Source organism: Larkinella arboricola (assembly GCF_003259745.1).
Lineage (GTDB): Bacteria > Bacteroidota > Bacteroidia > Cytophagales > Spirosomataceae > Larkinella > Larkinella arboricola.
The window spans coordinates 770,980-794,789 of the sequence record NZ_QLMC01000004.1 but is presented as its reverse complement, the minus strand read 5'-3'; the positions used below and the strand labels follow the sequence as shown (position 1 = coordinate 794,789).

The following is a 23,810-nucleotide window of genomic DNA, read 5'->3' as shown; positions in this document are numbered from 1 at the left end:
GCTATCCGATAACCGGAACCGGTAACTTATCCGTCGTAATATTGATGAAGTCACTGCTCTCCAGTGTCCACACCCCCGTTGCATCGCCCGAGGTCCGGTAAACCGTAATCTGATACCAGTATTGTCCAAACGTGGGCAGATTTCGGACGTAATCCTGAAGGGGCAGCGGCAAATTGATGGCCTTGCCCACGGTTTGCATCAACTGATCTTCTTCCACCTGCTGGGGCCGTGAAAAAGTGGTTGAGGTCAGCACCGGGCCGGTTTCCGAACTTTTAAACTTGATACCGATGTCCAGAATCGTCGGATCGTCACCAAACGCGTGGACCTTGATGGTAACGGCTTTCTCAAAACTCGCGTTAACGGTTTTGCTCACGATGGCGTCGTAAAGCGCTGCGCTGTCGGGCAAAATATCCAGATTCTGCCAATCCAGAATAACTTCGGCGGCCTGCAAATCGGCAAGTGGTGTTTCGGGAACGACGGTAAACACCACGGTTTCGCCCGCAGCAATCTGCCGGGGAAAAACCAACCCGTCTCCTTCGGCCCGGGCCGGAACAAACTGCTTATCGGCCTGAATTTCAACGTTCAGCCCCTGAACCGACACCGGACTTTCGATGGCATTTTTCACCGATACGGCAATGGTTCCGGCGGCTGCATCAACGGTTCGGGTACTATCGAAAACATCGCCGGCACTATCGCCCAGACGGATAGAAACCGGAATCGGAGGAATCAGCAACCCGCCCAGTTTAAGATTCACCTGACCGCGCAGGGTAATATCCCGTTCGTCGGTGCTCAACAGCAGGTTGAAAACGGTCCGAAAATCATCGATCGATAAGGCGGGCAGAGCATCTTCAATATAATTTCCGGGGTCAATGATGGCATCCGGGCGATCCGACGAACCGCCAACACCCGGAAGGGTGAGTTTGTACGTTGCTTCGTCGGCACTATCCAGCAGTTCAAAAACCAGCCCTTCAACGGTTTCTCCCTCTACTTTATTAATTAGTTTTTTGGCCGCATCCTGAATGCGTTGCAGGTCAACAAATCCGGCTAGACGGTATTGAATCCGGGCCTTTAAATCCGAAAGCGTTTTTCCTTCAAAATCGACCCGCAACCAGGGCACCCGAACGGGGCCTTCTACCTGCGCCAGCTTATACGAATCGGGTAAATACAGGAAATGATCCGGGCGGGCTTCGTCCTGAAAATAAGTATATTCTTTTTCTTCCCAGACAACGGTATGTTTAATAAAACCGCTTCGGCCCGGCCCGTGCCCACCGGCTTTTCTATACATATAACTGTGCAGCGTTTCGGGAAATACAAAATCAATTCGGGAAGAAAAACTCTCCTTAGCGTTTACATATAACCGCTCACCGGAAGTAATTTGATCCGCTCTTAATGCAACTTCAGTAGAAAAATATTGCTGCCCTTTACGCCGATCATTCAGCGCTATATAAACCGATACTGGCATGGGCTGCCCTTTTTGAAAAGCAACCCACAGATCATCCAGATTATCGGCCTTATTGAGAGCGCAAAAACCGTATATACGTTGATTTAAATTATTGTAAATATCGACCCATGTCCTGGATGAATTTGTATTTAAACCGCAGGGCGGCAAATCGGGTGAAGGTTGGAATAACTCGTCCGGATAAATCTCCCGGTTCCGAACCGAAAGTGACGCACGGTTAAACCAGTTGCCGCGCACTTCATATTCTTCCAATCCTTTCAAAACCAGCTTAGGCCGATGAGTTTCGGGATTTAGCTGATTAATATCCACCGGCATATTGGCCGGATAAGCCAGACTCACCAGGCTGTTAACCACTAATTTCGTTTCATAAGAACTGGTTGTCAGCGCCTGAAACAACTGATTAAACTCGGCAAAGGAAGTTACTTTCAACACGGCTTTAATTTCATCCGCTTGCTGATCCACTTCCGTAAAAGCTAACATTTTCGTAATTGCGTCAACCTTAAACTCGATTGCTATAGAAGGCTGAACCTCAACTTGTCGGGCATTTATAACCGCATTTTCAATTGCTGGAGCGGGAAACTTAGCCAGAAAAACAATCAATTGTCCACCATCGGCATCAATGAACTGCTCCAGCGATACCCGAAATTGCTGTTGCAGATCAACCCGTTGTGTAGCCAGTTTATAGCGGGGGATGTAATACCTTATCGAAGGATCGGCGGGCGCTTCCAGTAACATTTCATCGGTAACGGGCTGTACCATCGAAATAGGAACCGTAATGGCGGATCTTGGAAATCTAGGCACCCTGACGATGGGCGGCTGCCGAGGCCTGGGCGGATCCTGTCGCATTTCTAGCCCTGGACCATTCAGAATCCGACCGGTTAATCCGACCGACAATCCAGTTGGGGCCACAAAAAGAGCCCTTTTTGCCGTAGTGATTTGCGAGGAAAATGTTTTGACCCTTGCCATAAGTAGCGCTTCTAAAAATGGTGTGTGTTCAATGAACGAGATAAAGCTAGAAAAATAGAATACAGGCTTATCTGTCTATTTATTTAAAGGTAGTCGGGCTTTTTTTAACGGTAATAAGGGCTTAAAATGCTGGCAATCCGTAGAAAACCAATCACATGAAAGCCATTTTCTCCATCGAACTTATTATGAATAGCTGAGTCGCTTTTAGTAGAAATTATTGATCACATAATCGTAAACACTTTACCTCATGTGTCTTCACATGGGCCGTAGACTTATTGGTTTCATTCCCTCGCAAACAGTTTTCGAAACAAGGTGTTATCTCAGGAAACTAATCGAATATCCAACCAAAAAGCACAAAACGATGCGAACACTTTGGAGTGCAGTAGGGCTGCTAGTGGCCTGTATGATGACAACGCCTTTGCTGGCACAGCAGGGTCAGCAGGGCCGGGAGACGCGTTCGGGATCATCGGCAATGGTCGGTAAACTCAGTAAGGCAGACTTTGACAACCAGAACAAGCAGGGTGCCGCAGCGGTGGCCGCCATCGCCCCTTCTAAAAACGCTCTTTCTCAGGCCGATAACGCCCTGATGATGGAAGTAGCCAAAGGCGGCATGATGCAGCTCGAACTCAGCCGGATTGCTATGCAGAAAGCCACCAGCGACCAGGTGCGGCAACTGGCTCAGGCCGAGGTTGACGAGCAGACGGGATTGTCCAACAAACTCAAAGAGGTGGCATCGGCCAAGGGTGTAACCCTGCCGACGAGCGTAGACCCTCAAACTCAGGAGATGCTGACCAAAATGCAAAGCCTTTCGGGTGAAGAATTTGATCGGTTTTACGTCATGGAAAGCGGTGTGAATGGCCACCAGAAACTCGATCAGGTGATGGCGAAAGTGGAAACAACAGCATCGGACGCCAGTTTGAAAGGCATAGCCTCGGCTGCTCATCCGCTGGTTCGCACGCATTTACAGGTTGCGCAGGATGTGCAGAACAACATCAAAGGCGGAAGCGCCAAGTAGCCTGATTAACGCTAAAATATTAGACACTTGCTACAAAAATAGCCCGGCTTTCGGTCGGGCTGTTTTGATTTAATACTGAAAACAAAAATGCCCGGCTTTGTAGACCGGGCATTTTTTACGCAATCCTATACCTTAGTCCAACTCCGGCACGACCTTATCGAGGTTGTAAAAGATAATGTCGTCTTTGCCGTCTTCGGTTTCGTTCAGCATCATGCCAACAATGGCGTTTTTCTGAATCCGGCCCGCCAGAATCTCTTTCGAGAGGGCGTTCAGGATGCGCCGTTGCATGACGCGTTTCAGCGGGCGGGCACCAAACTGCGGGTCGAAACCTTCTTCCGCCAGCTTGTTCAGAACTTCCTGGTCGGCTTCGATGGTAATGCCCTGTTCGGACAACCGGTCCTGAATGTGTTTGAATTGCAGACCGACAATCTTACGAATCTCACGCTGGGTCAGCGGCTGAAACATCACCAGTTCGTCGATCCGGTTCAGAAACTCCGGACGCAGCGTCTGTTTCAGCAACTCGAAGACTTCTTCCTTGGTATCATCAATGATCTGATCGCGGTTCCAGTCATCCAGTTGCGCAAACCGCTCCCGGATGATGTGGCTACCGATGTTCGAGGTCATGATGATGATCGTATTTTTAAAGTTGGCAACCCGGCCTTTGCTGTCGGTCAGACGGCCATCGTCGAGCACCTGCAACAAGATGTTAAACACGTCGGGGTGCGCCTTTTCAATCTCATCCAGCAGAATGACGCTGTACGGTTTCCGGCGCACGGCTTCGGTCAGCTGACCACCTTCGTCGTAACCGACATAACCCGGAGGTGCCCCAATCAACCGGCTAACCGCATGGCGCTCCTGAAATTCCGACATATCGATTCGTACCATCGAGTTCTCGTCGTTGAACAAATAATCGGCCAGGGCCTTCGCCAGCTCGGTTTTACCAACCCCGGTCGTACCCAGGAAGATAAACGAACCGATGGGCCGTTTGGGGTCCTGCATCCCGGCGCGGCTCCGGCGTACGGCATCGGCCACCACCTGAATGGCTTCCTCCTGACCGGCCACGCGCTTGGCAAGTTCGTCCTCCAGATGGAGCAGTTTTTCACGCTCCGACTCCATCATACGAGTTACCGGAATACCGGTCCATTTGGCTACGACTTCGGCAATGTCATCCGCCGTCACTTCCTCCTGCAACAGCGTTTGGGCGTCGCCTTCTTTCTTGACAAGCTCGTCCAGGCGTTTCTGCATTTCGGGCAGTCGACCGTAGCGAATCTCGGCCACCTTGCCGTAATCGCCGGAACGTTCGGCGTGCTCGGCTTCGGATTTCAGCTGATCGAGTTGTTCTTTCAACGTCCGGACCTCGTTGACCGACTGTTTTTCTACTTCCCAGCGGGCTTTCAGGCTATTACGCTGATCGTTCAGGTCGGCAATCTGCTTGTTCAGCGCACTTTCTTTTTCCCGGTCAGCTTCCCGGCGGATGGCTTCGCGTTCGATTTCCAACTGCATGATCCGGCGGTTCAGTTCGTCGAGTTCTTCGGGAACCGAGTCAATTTCGAGCCGCATTTTGGCAGCCGCTTCGTCCATCAGGTCAATGGCTTTGTCGGGCAGAAACCGGTCGGAAATATAGCGGTTGGAAAGCTCAACGGCCGCAATCACCGCATCGTCCTTAATCCGGACCCCGTGGTGCAGTTCGTATTTTTCCTTGATACCGCGCAGAATCGAAATCGCATCCGGCACATCCGGCTCGTCGACCATTACGGCCTGGAACCGTCGCTCAAGCGCTTTATCCTTTTCAATATATTTCTGGTACTCTTTCAGCGTTGTGGCCCCAATGGCGTGCAGTTCTCCGCGTGCCAAAGCCGGTTTCAGCAGGTTGGCCGCGTCCATCGCACCTTCTCCGCCCCCGGCACCCGCCCCGATCAGCGTGTGAATTTCGTCAATGAAAAGAACGATTTCCCCTTCGGAATCCGTCACTTCCTTGATAACGGCTTTCAGTCGCTCTTCAAACTCGCCTTTGTATTTGGCACCGGCTACCAGCAAACCCATGTCGAGCGACACGATGGTTTTCGACTTCAGGTTTTCGGGCACGTCGCCCTGCACAATCCGCTGCGCCAGCCCTTCCACAATGGCCGTTTTACCGACACCCGGTTCACCCAGCAGCATCGGGTTATTTTTGGTCCGGCGGCTCAGGATTTGCAGCACCCGGCGAATTTCCTCGTCCCGACCGATTACGGGGTCAATTTTCCCCTTCTCGGCCAGTTCATTCAGGTTCTTGCTATACCGTTCCAGCGAACGGTATTTAGCTTCTGCATTTGGATCTTTCACTGAATTATTTTTTCCGCGTAATTCTTTGATCGCTTCGTTGAGGCTCTTTTCGGTAAAACCGACATCTTTCATCAGGCTGGCAACCGAGTCATTTCCAGTAACCAGTCCTAACAGGATGAGTTCGATGCTGACATACTCATCCCCAAATTTTTTGAGATAGCCCGTAGCGCGTTGCAGGGCTGCGTTCAGGTCGTTCCCCAGGTAGATATTGGAAGTTCCCTGCGCCCCCACCGACACCTTCGGATAGCTGTTGACGATAGCATCCAGCGCCAGTGTCAAGCGGCTGGCATTCACGCCGGTTTTCTTCGAAAGAAAGCCCATCGTGTTTTGGTCTTCATCTAAAATAGCTTTCAGCACGTGGCCGGTTTCAACCGTCTGCTGCTGATTGCCCTGCGCGATTTGGGCCGCCTGCTGGATAACCTCCTGCGCTTTAATCGTGTATGAATTCAGGTTCATGGTCGTGGGTATGTTGTACCGGCTAGCCGCCGGTGTTCAATATTGTTTGACAACCAGCTTATCAACAAACAACAGGCCAATGGCACTTCCCGGACAAAATGACCGGATTTCAATAAAACAACCTTACTTTCTTGCCATTTTGACATTTATGCAAAACTAATTCGTCCACTATGAAATAACCGATACAATCCCGTATTTTACCCTACTGAACCCGAATTTTTGATTGTATGAACGTAAAAATCGGCTTTCTTATTGGTGTAGCGGTTTTCTGTCTGACGGCCTGTGGGGGAAGCAATAATGGCGAGCCGGACCCGCAGACGGAAACCTGCCGGGTGAGTGAAGTAACCGATTTATATTTCGACTCGGAATCCGTTACGGTCGTCTACGACGCCAATAACCGGGTTTCGGCCATTCGGCAGTTTGCGTTTAATGTCTTTTCGTTTACCTACGACGGTAACGGCCGGATTACTAAATTTCTGGTCGGTGTTTCGCAACTGGAGAATCTGGGTGCGGAAGAGCATACCGTCACCTATGATGTCAGTGGCCGGATTGCTACCATAAAAGCCACCGATAACGGCCAGACCATCACCGCAACCCCCACTTACGACAGCAACGGCCGGGTGACCAACATTGCGGTGGTTGATCCGCGCGGTTTACGCACTTATTCCAAACGCATGGAATACGATGAAGCGGGCAATGTGATAAAAGTTTTTTACACTGAAGGAAGCAAACCCGAAGAGCTACGCGCCGAATATAAATACGATACCAAAAAATCGCCTTTCAGCGGCCAACCTGCTTTTCACCTGATTCCGCTTATTTCATCCCTGACGGACAAAAGCCATTACCTGAGTACCAACAACCCGATTCAATACAAAGATTTGGGCTATGGCTATACAGCAACTTATCAGTATGTCAATGACTTACCGACGGAGATGTCGCTGCTGCTCCAGCAAACCGGTAACCCGGGGGCGGTCAATAAAGAGAAGACGTATGGCTATAGCTGCCAGTAAAAAGCCGGGGGCCTGATGTCATCGGCCCCCGGCGATCAGATTGACGTGTAGGAATACGACTCCACGTCACGATTCGGGCTTTCGTGTTCCCACCCATAGTCTTCGGCTTCCGCATCAGGGTCCACCTCCTCGGTTTCGCGCTCCACAGGTTCAAACTCCCCCTTCGGCAACCATCTAATCAGCATACCACTAACCGCCAGCGAACAGACAGCCGCCGTCAGGGCAACGGCGTTATTTTTACCGTATTGCTTCGTCGCGATTCCGGCAAAACCGGCCACAAACGGCAGCATATAATACGGATCGTTAAGCCGTCGGGCCACCGCATAAGCCACTCCCGTTGTGGCTCCCAGCACCCCGACAAAGATCGGCGTATCCCGACGCGGCTCCGGCTTCCAGAGCTTCAGGTTCAGCAGTAAGTTCGGCGTACCCACTACCGAAGCCGTCGTGAGCCAACCGGCATACAGGCTGAACGGTATCCGAAGGTATCGTTCCGGACTTCCGACGGTGGTTTTGCCGATTTCCAGTTGCTGGTGCAGCGCCAGGGCTGCGGGCAGGCTCGCTTTCGTCACCAGATCGGAACCAATCATGCTCTCCCGACGTGGGTCGGAAAAAAGTCGGCCAAAAGCAGCATTCAGCACATAACTGATGGCCAGCCAGGGCAAAGCGTTTTGATAACGCGGGTTACTTTGCTGCGAAGGTAGTGCCTGGTGAATGGCGTAGGCCGTTGTTCCGGTATAAATCGTTGACCAAACCGTACCAAACGTCCAGCCATCCGGCACAATCGGGTTAGCATCAAAGACCCGCCGGTATTCGGGCGATACATTATCACTTTGCTCCTCGTTCTTTCTTTTCCTGAAATTCGCCGTTGCCGTATAAACAATACTGCCCACGACCAGGGCTGCTGTTCCGATACGCCAAAACAAGGAATTTTTCATCCTGAATTAGTTAAGTCTATGAATTCCTGACAGGAAAATTAATTTAAGGACAATTTACCAAACAGAGACTCGCCCGTCGATTTGGCCTTCCGCCGAACTTTGGCGGCCTCGCCTTTCCAACCGTTTTCCATTGTCCCAAACGCCCACAGCAGCGTGGTTGCCGCTACCACCCCGACCGCAATGGCCGTGATAAGCATCGAATGGTCCTGCTCTTCGGATTCATTCGGGCGTTCCAGTTGCTTTCGCATCGAACCGGTCACCATTTCGTCGGGCAACACGTGCGCCATCGCAACCTGGGCTTTATTCATCAATCCGGATACAATCTTTTCCTTCCCCTTCATCAGCGCGTTGTAGCCATCCTGCGCTACCTTAGCGGCCTCGGTTGTCTGCGCTATCTGGTGAACACGCGTTCCTTCGGCTCCGGCTTTGGCAAAAAAGTCGGTATTGGTCGGACCCGGCATCAGGGCTGTCAGGGTGACGTTGGTATCTTTCAGCTCGTTCTGCAAAGCCTCGGTGAACGACAGGATGAAGGATTTGGTCGCTCCGTAAACCGCCATAAGCGGGTGGGGTGCCACCGACGCGACGGATGCCAGCATCAACACCTTGCCGTCATTACGTTGCACCATATCTTTCAGATACAGCTTCGTGAGGTGAACCAGCGACGTAGCGTTGATCTGAATAATGCTCAACTCCTTTTGCAAGTCGGTTTCGTTCGCAAACATACCGTACTCACCCATCCCGGCGTTGTTGACCAGCACATCGACGCGAATACCGTTCCGCTGCGTTTCGTCGTAAATTTCTTCCGGTGCTTTCGGATCGGCCAGATCTTTGGCGATGGAGGTTACTGTAATTCCAAACTGCTGTTCGTATTCACCAGCGATTTCCTTCAGACCATCGCTGCTGCGTGCGACCAACACCAGGTTGTACCCATCTTTCGCAAACAAGTTTGCCAGTTCACGACCGATACCGCTTGTAGCGCCGGTAACCAAGGCCGTTTTTGCCGTTTGTGCTTCCATACCGTAACGTTGATTAGTCAATTAAACAAACAGACAGGAAGCGTCTCGACGGCTTGCCTGCCCACTGTCTGCTAACAACCAAAATCGGCAGATGTTGGAAAAATCTTTGTGTGTGGGCGGTCGAACAGGACAAAAAAGAGACAGCCCGAAAGTCAGGCCAACATGCTGTTACCTCACCTCCGGGCTACCTCCTTTACCCTACTATCTTTTCTGGCTTTTACTTTGTAACGACTTTCACGTCGATCTGCTTTAACGGTGTTTTGCCCACAGCCGTTGTGTCGCCGGGTCTGACGCCCGTACCAAGACCGATGGCATCTACCCGCAGATAATTAATACCGGCCCTGACCAATCCGGTCTTGATGGCCTGCACCCGCTTGATGGACAGAACCTTATTGGTTACCGGCGGCACGGCGTCGTTGGCGTAACCAACCAGGCGAATCTGCATGGTCGGATTGGTTTTCAGCAAGGTAGCCAGTTCGGTAACGGTGGCCAGTCCGGCTGGTTTTAACTGATCGGTACCCGGTTCGAAATCCAGCGCGGGAATTCGGAAACTTCGTCCGGCCGGGGCCTGTAGATTCGTTACATAAGCCGCCAGGGCCGTTGTTGACGTTTTGGCAGCCGAGGTGATCAGCGCAGCCGAATCAGGCCGGGCGGGGGCCGCCGACTTAGTGGTATTGGCCGGGCTGGTGGCCGTTGAATCCACAAATTCGGTGGACATGACTTCTTCTTCGGCAGCCGATGAATACGACTGCGTATTGTTCCAGATGTAATAACCAGCGCCGGCCAGTGCTACCAGCACCAGCGCACCCACACCCCATTTGACCAGCGAACCGTTGCCTTCTTCCTCCGCTTCGGCCACATACCGCGGGCGCTCCTGGACGGGTGCGCGCTCGACATAAGCCGTCCGCTTGGCAGGCTGAATACCAGTGGTCAGCAGTTGCTGAATGTTTAGACCTTCCGCAATCCGGTCGAGCAGTTTTTCGGGCGTTGTGTCAATCAGGTAATCGCGCTGATCGGCCAGAACGATCGCCAGGGCGTCGGCATCCAGCTTATTATCCACCACCAGCCGGTTGAGCGTTCCCAATACCAGGGGCGTTACCAGGCCCAGCAGCGTGATGGCGGCCGAGTTTTTAATGTTGGCATATCCGGAGATGGCGAGTCCAATGGCGCTTTTCATGGCTGGCAGCAAATGACTAATGCTGTTACTGCCCGATTCGACCAGCCGATTGGTCTGCTCCGTATCGCGGAGCAATTCAGGAAATGAATTGACCAATGTGCCGTCAAATTTCCCTTTTTGAATCGAATTATATAATTGATTAACCCCAATTTCAGTGGTTGTCCGTTTCATCAGACCAGCAATGACCGTATGAACGAGTCCTTCCAGAGCAATCCGGGTTTTTTCCGGATGTTCGTCCACGTAGTAAGCCGCACGGGAAACAACTGTATCGGTTAGGTTTTCTTTTAATTCAATTAATAAATTCATAAAGACGATATTGCATGAGGACTATCTAATCACCACATCCGCAAACGCAACGTTGAGGGGTACAATACAAGTGATAAAGTTAGACAAAAAAAAGAAGTGCAAAGCGGCTAGTCAAAATCAGGGATAAATTATAGACAAAAAAAAGAAATAGGGGAAACCGAATGACTGATTAAATCTACTTCTTTTTTGCTAGTAATGTCCTCTTCCTTCGTTGTATTACGCTCCCTGAAACTGCCGAAGAAACCGAACATCATTTTCGGTATACAACCGCAAATCATTAACACCGTAGCGAAGCTGCGTAATGCGTTCAACGCCCATCCCAAAAGCATAACCGGTATACGTTTCGGAGTCAATACCGCAGTTTATCAACACATTAGGATCCACCATGCCGGAACCGCCAATTTCAACCCAGCCGCTGTATTTACAGATATTGCAACCCTTGCCGTGGCAGATCTGACAGGAAATATCGATTTCGGCGCTTGGTTCGGTAAACGGAAAGTACGACGGCCGGAAACGAATCTTCACATCCTTGGCAAACATCTCCTTCACGAAGTGATAAAGCGTATCCTTCAGGTCTTTAAAACCGACGTTTTTATCTATGTATAAGCCTTCGACCTGGTGAAACATACAGTGAGCCCGGGCCGAAATGGCTTCGTTTCGATACACTCTGCCCGGCATAATGGACCGGATAGGCCGGAAAGCGGTGTTATTTTTCTGATGCTCCATCAGCCGAATCTGCACATTGGAGGTGTGCGTCCGCAGCAGCAGATCCGCCGGTGCCCCTTCGCTTTTCTTTTCTACGAAAAACGTATCCTGCATATCGCGGGCGGGGTGGTTATCTGGGAAGTTCAACGCGCCGAAATTATACCAGTCGGTTTCAATTTCGGGTCCATCGGCGACACTAAAACCGATCCGGCCGAAAATGTCGATAATCTGTTGCCGAACCACATTAAGCGGGTGCTGTGCGCCGTATAGATTCGGCACAACGGGCAGCGTCAGATCAACCGGCGGCTTAACGTCTTCCGTCTGGCTGTTTTCCAGCGACGTACTGGATTCTTTAAACCGCAGTTGGGCAAAGTCCTTCAGTGAATTCAACTCCTGGCCCACGGCCCGGCGGTCTTCCTGCGGCACCTGCTTCAATTGTTCAAACAGATCCGTAATAATGCCCTTGCGCCCTATATACCGTAGTCGGAACTGCTCCAACTGATCTTTAGATTGAATTTCACAGTGTTCAATCTCCTGATAAATTTCTTTGACTCTATCCAGCATACGTATTGTCATCAATCCAGCTCACCGCAAAGATAACCAAATTCCGGGCTCCGGTAAAACAAACATTTTGACGCCCCGATTTACTCAGCGGTACGGTTGTTGGGCACGGTAATGACGACAGGTTAAGTGGCATCCAGCCTGAAAAAGCCGCTCCTCAAAAACTAACCTGTTCACAATCAACAGTATCCATTGTTACACTATCTTACTCGATCTATTATGGAATCCATCCTGAAGGAAAACGTTTTTGACCAAGTGTCCACAAAATTCCCCAAAAGTGTGGAAAAAAAGTCCACCTCCCCAATTTCTCCGAAACTGCTCATCCCTTTTTACGATCGCAAAAGAACTATTTCATTGGAAGAAATTGTCCGGCTGGAAGGTTCAGGTAATTACACGAATTTCTTTCTGAAAGATGGCACTCGCATGCTCGTATCCCGTACGCTGAAAGAGTACGAAGACTTGTTGGATGGTGAAGCCTTCGTGCGGGTTCACAAATCATGCATCGTAAACCTTTGCTATGTACGCCGGTTCTATGTAAAAAAAGAGGGCGAACTGGAATTGAATGATGGGCAACAAGTAAAGATTTCGCGTCGCCGGGCGCAGAACTTTGTGGATCGCATCCGCAACTTCCTGCCCAGCACCGTTCATTAAGGTAATCCGTATCCATTGTAACCCTGATATAACCCGTATCGTACCGTGTAGTTTACGGGTGCACCCACCACGTAGAAATACGTAATCGGTCGAGGAGATATACGGGAAGTACACCAATCAGTAACATCATAAAGGCTTGATTTTCAGTCGCTTAACCTTAATAGTAAGCCACTCAAAGTCAAGCCTTCTTTATTATCGAACGGCGAATTAAAGTAGTTTTGTCATGTCAGTAACAACAAGTAACAGAAACAAAACTCTAATCGCCATTCGCTATGGAAACGTTAGCTTATCCTTCCTCTTCGACATTACAACCGTTGTTTCCCCGGATGTACCAGCGCAACGCCAACCGCATCGCGCTGCCATACCTCAACCGCAACATCATGATCTCGGTCGATGATATAGTCAGTCTGCACGGAGAAGGCAACTATACGTTTATCACGACGCGCGATAAAAAACGTTACCTGGTTTCAAAAACGCTGAAGGCTTTCGAAACCATGCTTGATCAGTCGATGTTTCTGCGGATTCATAAATCCACGATCATCAACCTGGCTTACGTGCAGTTCAGTGTTTTCGCAACGGAACGGATTGTTCGCCTTACCGACGGCCAGGAAGTAACGATCTCCCGGCGCCGGATGAAGGAAATCAGCCAGCGGCTTAACGTCTTCATGCAGTCGCTTTTCAATTAATCGATTACTACGGTTTTACTTATACGGTTTATTTTGGGTTAGTTGAGCAGAACAGCCGTTGTCGGCTCCCTTGAGGGACGGGACAACGGCATGTTTTTTTTATGGAGTCAAGGGCCGCCAACGCATAAAACCGCTGGCGACCCTATTTATTTAAAAAGCAAAACCCGCCGTCAATTGCCAGAGGGAGGCTTTGGTCGAAAACCGGGCGTCGCTGCTAGACGTTTTAATGCCGATCTGCGACAAATCCGACAGATTCCCCTCGTACCGCAGATCAAGTTCAAAGCCGCCCAGATTCAACCCCGCTCCGGCCTGATACCCGAATACCGCCTGTTTAAACGTCTCCTCAATGGGCTGGCTGGTATACTGGTTAAAAGAATCTTTCAGGCCCTTATCCTCCGAAATTGTCAATGACATCAGCGGCCCCGCATTCAGGCGCAGCGGCCCGAGCTTGAACCCTACCAGGACCGGCACATCGAAGGTGGTAAATTTCACATTCACGGATTGAGTTGTTAAACCGGTTTGGATCAGGTCGAATTTGCCACCTTTCGACGACACCAGGACCTCGGGTTGCAGGAAGAGCTTGCGGCCAAACCGGAAAAAAGCGCCCCCCACGATGCCCGTCGTCCGGCTGTCGTTATTCCGGAAAAAATCGTAGACAATCTGACCACCCGACAGGACCGGGATGCCCCCCGCCGTGAGCCGGGGCGTTTGCATTTCGAGGGTTTTGAGTTGCGAGAAGTTGGCCCCTACTTTCAGACCAACGGTGAGAAATTTGCCCTGGGCATAGGTCAACCCCGGCAGCAGGAGCAGCAGCACTAACAGTCGTTTCATTCGTATTGTTGTTAAATGTAAAAATTGAGGAGCAAGTTAGCAGAAAGACCGGCACGGAAAGTCAGGAACTGTGCGAACGGTATTTCTACGCTTTTCCCCATAAAAAAGCCGCCCGGCTTCGTTCAAAACCGGGCGGCAGTGTTCGCGTCTTACGTTTAAAACAAGCGCAGGGCCAGCGTCACCTGCCAGGATTTGAGCTTCTGGCTAAACCGCTCGGAATTACCCTCGGTGCCCAGATCTACCGCCGACACGTTGGACAAACCGCCTTCCCGCCGGACATCAATGCCCAGCCGACCCAGATCCAGGCCAACACCAACCTGATAGCCGTACGTCGCTTTGGCCAGCGCGTTATTCAAACTGCCGGACGTATAATCCTGCAAGGCGTCGCGCAGCGACTGATCATCACTGATCCGAAAAGAAACGATGGGACCGGCCACAACCCGGATGGGGCCGCCTTTCAGGCCCAGCAGAATCGGTACGTCAAAATTGGTGGTGTTAATGGTAACGGTTTCGGAGGTTGGCTGCCCGTCGATGTCGCGGACAATCTCGAACGAACCGCCTTTCGACGATACCAGCAATTCAGGTTGCAGGTAAATATTTTTTCCAAACCGGGTGTAAATACCGTAGGCCCAGCCCGTCCGGCTATCGAAACTTTCTTTCAGGTTGTCGCGGATGGTCCGACCGCTCACGCTGACCTGCGGAGTACCATTTGCATTTAAACGGGTTTTCACAAATTCCCCCATCGTAAACTGCGATAGGTTCACCCCGCCTTTCACACCGATACTGAATTGTGCAAACGTTAATACGGGCAGGCACAGGACCAGACCGAGCAACAGGAGTTTTTTCATTTGGAAGAGAAGTTAGAATGAATGATTAACGAGATCGCTGGCGATAATGCTATGAAAGACCGGCTTTTTTTAGTATATTGTTAGTTTATGAGCACCTCGCTTTCTTTGCAGAATCGGTTTTTGGATAGGACACTCCACGGACAATTTACCCCTATTCTTTTACGGCACGCTGCTTAGAAGCGCGATTGTAACCAAAGGTTTAATGGCAAAAACAAAAACAACATTTTTCTGTCAGAATTGCGGTAATCAGGCTCCCAAATGGCTGGGTCGCTGCCCGGCTTGTGGTGAGTGGAATACCTTTGTGGAGGAAGTGGTGACAAAAGACGAACCGGTTGCCGGCAACTGGCGCCCCACCGCCACCACCAAAACGGCGGCCAAACCGAAAGCCATCCACGCCATCAATTATGAAGAACAGGAACGAACCCTGACGCCCGACAGCGAACTGAACCGGGTGCTGGGGGGCGGTATTGTGCCGGGGTCGCTGGTGTTGATCGGCGGTGAACCGGGCATCGGCAAATCCACCCTGCTGCTCCAGATTGCACTCGGCCTGAACGATATGCGGGTTTTATACGTGTCGGGAGAGGAAAGCGAACAGCAGATCAAGATGCGGGCCGAGCGGTTGCCTACGCCCATCAGCGACTGCTACATCATGACCGAAACCTCGACGCAGAATATTTTTCGCACCGTCGAACATTTTGAACCGGAAATCCTGATTATCGATTCGATCCAGACCATGCACTCGTCGCTGGTGGAATCGGGTGCGGGCAGCGTTTCGCAGGTCCGCGAGTGTACCACCGAGTTTATGAAATACGCCAAGGAAAGCGGCACGCCGGTTTTCATCGTTGGCCACATTACCAAAGATGGTTCGCTGGCCGGACCGAAAGTACTGGAACACATGGTCGATACGGTATTAACCTTCGAGGGCGACCGGCACACCACCTACCGGATTCTGCGCACGACGAAAAACCGTTTCGGCAGTACCTCCGAACTGGGCATTTACGAGATGCAGGGCACGGGTTTGCGGCAGGTGACCAATCCATCGGAAATCCTGATCTCCCAGCGCGACGAAGCCCTGAGCGGGATTGCCATTGGCTCAATGGTGGAAGGAAACCGTCCGCTGATGATCGAGATTCAGGCGCTGGTGAGTGTGGCCAATTACGGAACCCCACAGCGCAGCAGCACCGGTTTCGACGCCAAGCGGTTGCAGATGTTACTCGCCGTACTCGAAAAACGGGGCGGTTTCCGGCTGGGCCAGCAGGACGTTTTCCTGAACGTGGCCGGTGGTCTGAAAGTCGAAGACCCGGCAATTGACCTGGCGGTTTGTGCGGCCATTGTTTCGAGCTACGAGGACATTGCGATTCCGTCCAGCTCAGCGTTTGCGGCTGAGGTTGGTCTGGGTGGCGAGGTCCGCGCCGTACACCGGGTCGAATCCCGGATTTCGGAAGCCGAGAAGCTGGGATTCAAGGAAATTTTCATTTCCAAGTACAACATCAAAGGGCTGGATACGAGCAACTTTAAAATCAAAATCCGTCCCGTCAGCAAACTGGACGAGGTATTTCAGGGCGTTTTGATGTAAAGGTCATTTGCCGAAGAAATCATATTAAATCATTGAATTGACGCAATGGCGGGCCAGATTTCTTTTACATTTACAGCATCAAAAAAATCCTTACTAAATGAAACGCATTAACAACCTTTTGCTGATCGTTGGATTACTGGCTTTCTGTGCCTTTTCCGCAAACGCCCAGCGCAATCCCGAGAACAAAGCCGGCTGGAAACTCGGCGCTCAATCCTACTCCTTCCGTTTGTTTACGTTTGCCGAAGCCATCCGCAAAATTGACAGCTGCGGACTAAAATACGTAGAAGCGTTTCCAGGTCAAACCATCGGTGGCGGCATTGAAGGCAAAATGGATTTTAAAATGGACGCAGCCACCCGTCAGGCTGTTAAGAAACTGGTAAAAGACAAAGGCTTATCTTTCTCGGCCTTTGGCGTGGTCAATGCTCCAAATGAAGCCGACTGGAAGGCCCTGTTTGAATTTGCCAAAGACATGGGCATCACCAACATCAATACCGAGCCCAAAGTGGAGCAGATTCCGTACATCGCCCGGCTGGCCGACGAGTATAAAATCAACGTGGCCCTGCACAACCACCCGAAACCGTCGCACTACTGGCACCCCGACTCGGTGCTGTCCGTGATCGGTACGAGCAAGTACGTGGGTGCCTGCGCCGACATCGGCCACTGGGTTCGCTCCGGTCTGGACCCGGTTGATTGCCTGAAAAAACTACAGGGCCACATTCTGGGGATGCACTTCAAGGATGTGAAGAAAGACTCACCGGACGGCAAATACCACGACGTGATCTGGGGAACCGGCGACTGCAAGGTCGATGCGGTGATTGCCGAACTCAAGCGCCAGAAATTTAAAGGCCCGATCTCGGTGGAATACGAATACCACTGGGAGAACAACGGTCCCGAAATTGCTGAAAGCGTCAAATACTTCCGAAGCGCCTACAACAAAGTACAGTAAAAACGAAAAAGCCCCGGTCGCAGGACCGGGGCTTTTTCGTTCTGGTGTGGAAAAGGCCGGAAGATTAGCGCAATGAAATAGAACGCTCCGCTTGAACCGGTTTTTTGGTTTGCAAATTAAAATCTTTGATAATTTTAGAAGAACCGTCGCTTACGACAACGGTATAGGTTCCATCCTGCAATTGATTCAGGTCAAAGCGGGTACGGGTAGACGTTTCGTTTTTGGCTAACCGGTGCGTGGCTAAAACTGTGCCCTGACCATCCAGCAATAAAACATCCAGTGCCGTGCCTTTTTCTTTGGCAACCATTACGTTTACTTTGGCGGTTTGAACGGAAGGATACAAACCAACGTGGTACGAGTTAGCCTTTTTTTCGTTGTCGCTGTTGGCAAATGTTGCGGTGGATGCACTGAGAGCCAGCGCTACCAGTACGGAAGAGATGAACGTTTTCATGGTGTGTGATTGTATGTGTTCGTATTTGTTGTTGTTTTGTCTTAATTGACGGTTCAAAGATAGCGTCCAGGGCCCATACCGTCCGAAACATAGTACGGCAACGGTTTATGTAACTGGCCGAACGGTCTGAATACTGGATGAGCAATTAAACGGCAACACGCCAAACGCCACCATAACACCCAGACTACCAAGCAATTACCAGTCAAAGAAAATAGTATCTTTTTACTTTCAAATGAATCTGCCTGACAGAATACGGGCTATAAGCCGAATAAAAAAGGTACAAAATCAGCGATTACAGTATAAAATTTCGAAATGATTGTTTCAGAATCCCTCTACCGGATTCCCCCGGTTTTTGACTCTTTTCCGAACCTGATTGCCGCCGAAAGCACCCGTCATGGCGGGGTCAGCTCCGCGCCGTTCGCTTCACTGAATGTTGGGATTAATACGACCGATACGCCCGAAAACGTAGCAGAAAACCGTCGGCGTTTATTTTCCAGTCTCCAGGTTGATCCTCAGCAGGTGGCCTCGTCGTATCAGGTGCACGATGATCGGATTCTGACGGTTACCCAGCCCGGACGGTTTGAGGGCTACGACGCCCTGATCACCAATCAGCCTAACCATTTTCTGACGGTGACGGTAGCGGACTGTACGCCGATTCTGATCTATGACGCCGGACAACAGGCCGTGGCGGCTATTCATGCAGGCTGGCGCGGAACCGTTGCCCGCCTTGTCCAAAAAACCGTCAAGGCCCTACAGGAACAGTTTGGCACACAGCCCGCAGACTGCTTTGCCTACGTCGGCACCTGCATCGATCAGGATTCTTTTGAAGTAGGACCCGAAGTAGCCGGGCAGTTCGATGAGGTCCACAAACGGTTTGACGCGGATCGGCAAAAATTTTTGATTGATTTAAAAGCGGCCAATGCGGACCAACTGATGAGGGCCGGTATTCCAGCCCCCCAGATTGGAATTTCGCCCTATTCGACGGTTTTGCATCATCAGGACTATTTTTCGTTTCGGGCCGAAAACGGCAATACGGGCCGGATGCTGGCACTGATCGGGCTGCGTTCCAGTCATTAAAAGCCAACTCAGGATCAAGCGGGTAAACAAAGCCGCCCGAACCGGGTTTTATATCCATACACTTAAATGCACAAGGATATGGGACTCTTGATGACAATACTGGTCGGAGCCATTGCCGGTTGGCTGGCAGACCTTGTTTTTAAACGGTTTTCGTTTTCACTGTTTACGGAAATATTGCTCGGCATCGCTGGCGCTTTTGTCGGCGGATGGATTTTTGGAAACACCTTTTCAAGCGGAGCCGGCGGTATGCTCGACCGGGTTCTGACGGCTTTTGTTGGGGCGGTTATCATTCTGGGTATTGCCGCGCTTATTAAAGGATCACGGAGGACGGCTTAACCGACTCTGAAACTGCCCGGATAGGTATAACAATACCGTCCGGGCAGTTTTATTCAATGACAAACTCCACTTCCTTAAACGCAAAACTTCTCAGCTTCTCTCCTACCTGAATGGCCAGTCGGCCACTTTCCTCAACGCCGACAATCATACCGCGAAAGCGTTCACCCCCGGATATAAAATCACTTTCTTCCTGATAGCGGAATAAACGTTGCAGGTAATTCGTTTTTAAAACATCGCGTTGCCCGGCCCGCAACGACAAATACCGTTTTTCGAGCGATTCTAATAACGATGGTAATGCTTCCGGGAGAACGAAATCATACTCATTTGGTGTTTCATTAATAAGGGAGGTTGCCGTAGCGGTCTGGAAGCGCGTTTGGTTGATATTCAAGCCAATTCCAACCACCGACCAGGCAATTGAATACCCATATAACGTGTTTTCAATCAGAATACCACCGATTTTACGCTGTTCTACGTATAAGTCGTTCGGCCATTTAATTTTCAGCCGATCGTTCAGATGAGTGGCCAGCCAGTCGCTAATCCCCAGCGATATGGCAATATTAAGCCAGAATTGTTCGTTTGGCTGCAAAAATGAAGGTTGTAAAATAACGGAAAAGGTCAGGTTTTGCCCGGGTTGGGCTTCCCACTGATTGCCCCGCTGCCCCCGGCCCGCCGTCTGTTGATCAGTTATCACAACGGTTCCGTCCAGAGAGGTTTCGCCCGTAATCAGACTAGCGGCAATGTCGTTAGTAGACTGACAAGTTGGCAGATAATTAATTTTTTGGCCAAGAAATAACGTTTTGGGTCGAAACTTGTACAAATTTTTAATACATTTAGTTGGATGAATACCGAATTATGGCACAAAACCTTGTTTATAGCCTGTACCCGCTAATTTCGGTCTGTGCAATTTAAACCAGTAGCATGAGAATTAACAAACCAAAAGAATTATCATCCGAAGAACTATGCAAACTCGTCGTGAAGGGAATGCAGGAGAAAAAAGCCATTGACATTGTTGTCATGGATCTTCGCGAAGTTAAAAATGCCATTTCTGATTACTTTGTCATTTGCTCCGGTACCTCTGATACACAAATTGACGCAATCGCCGATTCTGTTGAAGAAGAAGTATTTAAATCCAGTCAGGCCAGTCCCTGGCACGAGGAAGGCAAAATGAATCGGGAATGGATTCTTCTTGATTATGTGGATGTCGTTGTCCATATTTTCAAAAAGGAACGCCGGGTTTTTTATGACCTTGAACAACTTTGGGGCGATGCCGAAATCCACGCCGTGGAGGAAACCTTTGCCTGATCGATAGAACGGAATAAGGGAGCAGATTCTCATCTGCTCCCAACGCAGTAAACGGACTGAGTGTTTATCCGCTCTTACAACCACCTGCCCCGGAAACTCTCCGTTTATCGAAACCAAAGCCCCACAGAAACAATCCATTCACAAATGGTGTTTCCTCTTTTATCTATTTAGCCGTAATTCTGTTGCCAAAATGCCTGATACTAATAGAAATCCACTAACACCCAGAACGCCCCGTCGGCCCAACTTCCAGGGCTGGATTGTAGCGATCCTGATTGCAGCGATCCTCGGGATAACCTTTTTTAACCGCAGCAGTGCCGTTCGGGAGACCACGATCCGCGGCTTTGAAAAAATGGTTAAAAACAAGGAAGTCGAAGAGGTTGTCATTGTGAACAATGATGTTGTTGAAGTAACCCTGACCCGGCAGGCATTACAGCAGAAATACCGGAATCTGTTCCAGGACAAATCGTACTTTAATTCGGAATCCGGCCCTCATTTCCAATTCCGGGTTTCGTCCGCTGAATCTTTCAAAAAAGATCTGGACCGTATTCAGGAGGGCGTGCCTGATAATGAGAGAATTGATTATAAAATTGAACAACGAAGTGACTGGAGTGGCTTTCTGTCCACATGGGGTTTCTTTATTATCATGATTCTAGCCATGTATTTTCTCCTGGGCCGGATGTCAGGTGGTGCCGGACCGGGTGGTCAGATTTTCAACATTGGGAAATCCAAAGCTGCGCTGTTCGATGCTGAAAACCGGGTTAAGATTACGTTCAACGACGTAGCGGGTCTGGACGAAGCGAAAGAAGAAATCAAAGAAATTGTTGATTACCTGAAAAACCCGACGAAATTTACCAAACTGGGTGCCAAAATTCCGAAAGGCGCTTTGCTGGTAGGCCCTCCGGGGACAGGTAAAACCTTGTTAGCCAAAGCCGTAGCGGGCGAGGCCGGTGTACCGTTCTTCTCGCTGTCGGGTTCTGACTTTGTGGAGATGTTCGTTGGTGTGGGTGCTGCCCGCGTACGTGACCTGTTCAAGCAGGCTAAAGAGAAGGCGCCCTGTATCATCTTTATTGACGAAATCGATGCCGTGGGTCGGTCGCGTGGCCGGGGTTCGATGCCCGGTGCCAATGACGAACGGGAAAATACGCTGAACTCCCTGCTGGTTGAAATGGACGGTTTTGCCACGGACTCCGGAATCATTATCCTGGCAGCCACAAACCGCCCGGATGTATTGGACTCAGCGTTACTGCGTCCTGGCCGGTTCGATCGTCAGATCAGCATTGATAAGCCCGATATCGTGGGCCGCGAAGCTATTTTCCGGGTACACTTGAAGCCTATCAAACTGGCAACGGATGTTGACCCGAAAGAACTGGCCACCCAAACGCCGGGTTTTGCCGGTGCTGATATTGCCAACGTTTGTAACGAAGCGGCCCTAATTGCCGCCCGCCGGAACAAGGAATCCGTTGATATGAGCGACTTCCAGTACGCAATGGACCGCGTTATTGGTGGTCTGGAGAAGAAAAATAAACTCATTTCGCCGGAAGAAAAAGAGATCGTAGCGTACCATGAAGCGGGCCACGCTGTAACGGGCTGGTTCCTCGAACACGCCGATCCGCTGGTGAAAGTAACCATCGTTCCCCGCGGTGTAGCAGCTTTGGGTTATGCGCAGTACCTGCCCCGTGAGCAGTATCTGTATCGTACCGAGCAGCTCATTGACGAAATGTGTATGACGCTCGGTGGCCGGGCGGCTGAAGAAAATGTATTCGGCAAAATTTCGACCGGTGCCCTGAGTGACCTCGAACGGATTACGAAGCTGGCCTACAGCATGGTAACCATGTACGGGATGAACGACAAAATTGGTAACGTTTCGTTTTATGATTCGAAACAAAGCGAATACCAGTTTAACAAACCGTATTCGGAAGCTACGGCCGAAGCCATCGACGACGAAGTTCGCAAGATCATTGATGCAGCTTACTCACGTACGAAGGATCTGCTTGATAAGAACCGGGAAGGTCTGGAAGCCGTAGCGAAAGAACTGCTTGAGAAGGAAATTCTGTTCCAGAAAGATCTGGTTCGGATTCTTGGTAAACGTCCGTTCCAGAAAGAAACGACTTACCAGGCCTATAAAAACTCAGGGGAAATCGTGGAGGAAGAAATCGGTACCAACAGCAAGCCGGAACAAACCCAGCCGCTGCCTACGCCGGATCTGCCCGCGCTCTCATAACATAGAGTTAACTGAATCAAAAAAAGCCGACGTTCGTCGGCTTTTTTTGTACCTATTAATAGGGTCATCCCCCATTCATAACCGTTACGATTACTTAAACCGGTAGCCGGTCACATCGAAGGAATAATTCGTAGGGCCAAAATGAATGAGTTTTAATGTGCTGGTGGCGGGGCGTCCGTTTACTTTTTCGGAGTAATATTCTTTTTTCGACTGGACCAGCAACTCATTGGGACCCAGCGACGAAGAGAAGTTGATGCTGTGGGCATCAGGTAATTTGGCTTCCAGCGCCAGTTCGTTGAACAGATACAATGGGTAGGAGTTGAACGGCACCTCCGCAACCCAGAGCCACTCCGTATCTTTTGGCCCCAGGCTGGCCCGGTATTCCGTTGCGGTCAGGCCGTATTGCGTCCCTTCACGTCCCGTAGCCCGATACCGCTGATTGAAACGGTTATGGCAGGCTTCGGCACGGTTGGGTGAGTAAAACGACTTGCCAACATGGTACTGCATGATTACCTTTCCTTCGTACTTGTCGGCCACATAGACCCGGTAACTCCCATCCGGCTGTCCGGTTACAAACGTGTATCCTCCCACAACGCCCGGAAAACTCAGATTAGCCAGCTTGCGGTCGAAACCAAACTGGCCCGTTTTTGAATTCAGTAACACCTGATAACGGACCACCGAACCGTTGTAGTCGGTTTGTTCATAAACCAGGATTCGATCAAATACCAGTTTCTGGGGCGCTGCCGAACGGTTTTTCGTCACCATCGCCAATTCCGGCTGTGCGTGAACCGGCAGTCCCCCCTCTCCCCATAGCCCCATAAAGCCTACCATACCGGCTAAAGCAATAAACCGTTTTTTCATAGCATTGTAACGTACAAGTTTTTCTTAATCAATGGTCTTCTTTTTGATCCTGCAATATGCAAGTTTCGGAGGTAATGAAGCAATATGTTACTTTTG

21 protein-coding genes are annotated in these 23,810 nt (G+C 50.5%); 10 read left to right on the top strand and 11 right to left on the bottom strand.

The window, feature by feature from the left end; genetic code table 11:
• Window position 1 precedes the first annotated feature (1 nt).
• Window positions 2-2,218: a hypothetical protein gene (locus LX87_RS18990; protein WP_111629831.1), complete on the bottom strand. Its 2,217-nt coding sequence runs from the start codon at window positions 2,216-2,218 to the stop codon at window positions 2-4.
• Between the two features lie 568 nt (window positions 2,219-2,786).
• Here LX87_RS18990 and LX87_RS18985 point away from each other — a divergent pair.
• A complete protein-coding gene (locus LX87_RS18985; protein WP_111629830.1) occupies window positions 2,787-3,440 on the top strand; it encodes a DUF4142 domain-containing protein in 654 nt (217 codons plus the stop codon).
• Between the two features lie 132 nt (window positions 3,441-3,572).
• Here the strand turns inward: LX87_RS18985 and clpB are convergent, their stop codons facing one another.
• Window positions 3,573-6,218 carry an ATP-dependent chaperone ClpB gene (gene clpB / locus LX87_RS18980; RefSeq protein ID WP_111629829.1) on the bottom strand — a complete coding sequence of 882 codons (2,646 nt, stop codon included), beginning with the start codon at window positions 6,216-6,218 and terminating at the stop codon, window positions 3,573-3,575.
• Window positions 6,219-6,445: 227 nt separating this feature from the next.
• Here clpB and LX87_RS18975 point away from each other — a divergent pair, with 227 nt between their 5' ends.
• The gene (locus LX87_RS18975; RefSeq protein ID WP_111629828.1) at window positions 6,446-7,228 is read left to right on the top strand and encodes a hypothetical protein; all 783 of its coding nucleotides are present in this window, start codon (window positions 6,446-6,448) and stop codon (window positions 7,226-7,228) included.
• A gap of 35 nt (window positions 7,229-7,263) precedes the next feature.
• Here the strand turns inward: LX87_RS18975 and LX87_RS18970 are convergent, their stop codons facing one another.
• The 4 genes from LX87_RS18970 to pheS all read right to left on the bottom strand — a co-directional run bounded on the left by LX87_RS18970 (window position 7,264) and on the right by pheS (window position 11,931).
• Window positions 7,264-8,163, bottom strand: a complete 900-nt coding sequence (locus tag LX87_RS18970) for a TspO-related membrane protein (RefSeq protein WP_111629827.1) — start codon at window positions 8,161-8,163, stop codon at window positions 7,264-7,266.
• Between the two features lie 38 nt (window positions 8,164-8,201).
• On the bottom strand, window positions 8,202-9,179 hold the full coding sequence (locus tag LX87_RS18965) for an SDR family NAD(P)-dependent oxidoreductase (RefSeq protein ID WP_111629826.1): 978 nt from the start codon (window positions 9,177-9,179) through the stop codon (window positions 8,202-8,204).
• Window positions 9,180-9,396: 217 nt separating this feature from the next.
• Window positions 9,397-10,662, bottom strand: coding sequence for a DUF937 domain-containing protein (locus LX87_RS18960; RefSeq protein ID WP_111629825.1), 1,266 nt, complete (start codon window positions 10,660-10,662; stop codon window positions 9,397-9,399).
• 216 nt (window positions 10,663-10,878) lie between these two features.
• Window positions 10,879-11,931: a phenylalanine--tRNA ligase subunit alpha gene (gene pheS / locus LX87_RS18955; protein WP_111629824.1), complete on the bottom strand. Its 1,053-nt coding sequence runs from the start codon at window positions 11,929-11,931 to the stop codon at window positions 10,879-10,881.
• A gap of 216 nt (window positions 11,932-12,147) precedes the next feature.
• Here pheS and LX87_RS18950 point away from each other — a divergent pair, with 216 nt between their 5' ends.
• Together LX87_RS18950 and LX87_RS18945 are read left to right on the top strand one after the other, a co-directional pair.
• Window positions 12,148-12,579 (top strand): LytR/AlgR family response regulator transcription factor, encoded by a 432-nt coding sequence (locus LX87_RS18950; protein ID WP_111629823.1) that lies wholly within the window; start codon window positions 12,148-12,150, stop codon window positions 12,577-12,579.
• Window positions 12,580-12,851: 272 nt separating this feature from the next.
• Entirely contained in the window at window positions 12,852-13,265 is a 414-nt protein-coding gene (locus LX87_RS18945) for a LytR/AlgR family response regulator transcription factor (RefSeq protein ID WP_111629822.1), read from the top strand.
• Window positions 13,266-13,415: 150 nt separating this feature from the next.
• On the opposite strand, the gene LX87_RS18940 is transcribed toward LX87_RS18945, so the two are convergent.
• Both LX87_RS18940 and LX87_RS18935 read right to left on the bottom strand, forming a co-directional pair.
• On the bottom strand, window positions 13,416-14,096 hold the full coding sequence (locus tag LX87_RS18940) for a porin family protein (protein ID WP_111629821.1): 681 nt from the start codon (window positions 14,094-14,096) through the stop codon (window positions 13,416-13,418).
• A gap of 155 nt (window positions 14,097-14,251) precedes the next feature.
• Window positions 14,252-14,944 (bottom strand): porin family protein, encoded by a 693-nt coding sequence (locus tag LX87_RS18935; protein WP_111629820.1) that lies wholly within the window; start codon window positions 14,942-14,944, stop codon window positions 14,252-14,254.
• A 202-nt stretch (window positions 14,945-15,146) separates the two neighbouring features.
• Between LX87_RS18935 and radA the strand changes: the two genes are divergently transcribed.
• The gene (gene radA, locus LX87_RS18930) at window positions 15,147-16,520 is read left to right on the top strand and encodes a DNA repair protein RadA (RefSeq protein ID WP_111629819.1); all 1,374 of its coding nucleotides are present in this window, start codon (window positions 15,147-15,149) and stop codon (window positions 16,518-16,520) included.
• Between the two features lie 97 nt (window positions 16,521-16,617).
• On the top strand, window positions 16,618-17,466 hold the full coding sequence (locus LX87_RS18925; protein ID WP_111629818.1) for a sugar phosphate isomerase/epimerase family protein: 849 nt from the start codon (window positions 16,618-16,620) through the stop codon (window positions 17,464-17,466).
• 64 nt (window positions 17,467-17,530) lie between these two features.
• Here LX87_RS18925 and LX87_RS18920 read toward each other — a convergent pair whose 3' ends face one another.
• Window positions 17,531-17,917 (bottom strand): T9SS type A sorting domain-containing protein, encoded by a 387-nt coding sequence (locus LX87_RS18920; RefSeq protein ID WP_111629817.1) that lies wholly within the window; start codon window positions 17,915-17,917, stop codon window positions 17,531-17,533.
• Between the two features lie 312 nt (window positions 17,918-18,229).
• Between LX87_RS18920 and pgeF the strand changes: the two genes are divergently transcribed.
• Both pgeF and LX87_RS18910 read left to right on the top strand, forming a co-directional pair.
• A complete protein-coding gene (gene pgeF / locus LX87_RS18915) occupies window positions 18,230-18,994 on the top strand; it encodes a peptidoglycan editing factor PgeF (RefSeq protein WP_111629816.1) in 765 nt (254 codons plus the stop codon).
• Between the two features lie 78 nt (window positions 18,995-19,072).
• A complete protein-coding gene (locus tag LX87_RS18910; RefSeq protein ID WP_111629901.1) occupies window positions 19,073-19,330 on the top strand; it encodes a GlsB/YeaQ/YmgE family stress response membrane protein in 258 nt (85 codons plus the stop codon).
• A 49-nt stretch (window positions 19,331-19,379) separates the two neighbouring features.
• Here the strand turns inward: LX87_RS18910 and LX87_RS18905 are convergent, their stop codons facing one another.
• Complete coding sequence (locus tag LX87_RS18905; protein ID WP_111629815.1) at window positions 19,380-20,147, bottom strand: biotin--[acetyl-CoA-carboxylase] ligase; 768 nt, start codon at window positions 20,145-20,147, stop codon at window positions 19,380-19,382.
• A 101-nt stretch (window positions 20,148-20,248) separates the two neighbouring features.
• Here LX87_RS18905 and rsfS point away from each other — a divergent pair, with 101 nt between their 5' ends.
• On the top strand, window positions 20,249-20,632 hold the full coding sequence (rsfS, locus tag LX87_RS18900; RefSeq protein ID WP_111629814.1) for a ribosome silencing factor: 384 nt from the start codon (window positions 20,249-20,251) through the stop codon (window positions 20,630-20,632).
• Window positions 20,633-20,822: 190 nt separating this feature from the next.
• Window positions 20,823-22,853 carry an ATP-dependent zinc metalloprotease FtsH gene (gene ftsH / locus LX87_RS18895; protein WP_111629813.1) on the top strand — a complete coding sequence of 677 codons (2,031 nt, stop codon included), beginning with the start codon at window positions 20,823-20,825 and terminating at the stop codon, window positions 22,851-22,853.
• 90 nt (window positions 22,854-22,943) lie between these two features.
• Here ftsH and LX87_RS18890 read toward each other — a convergent pair whose 3' ends face one another.
• Entirely contained in the window at window positions 22,944-23,714 is a 771-nt protein-coding gene (locus LX87_RS18890) for a hypothetical protein (RefSeq protein WP_111629812.1), read from the bottom strand.
• Window positions 23,715-23,810 lie beyond the last annotated feature (96 nt).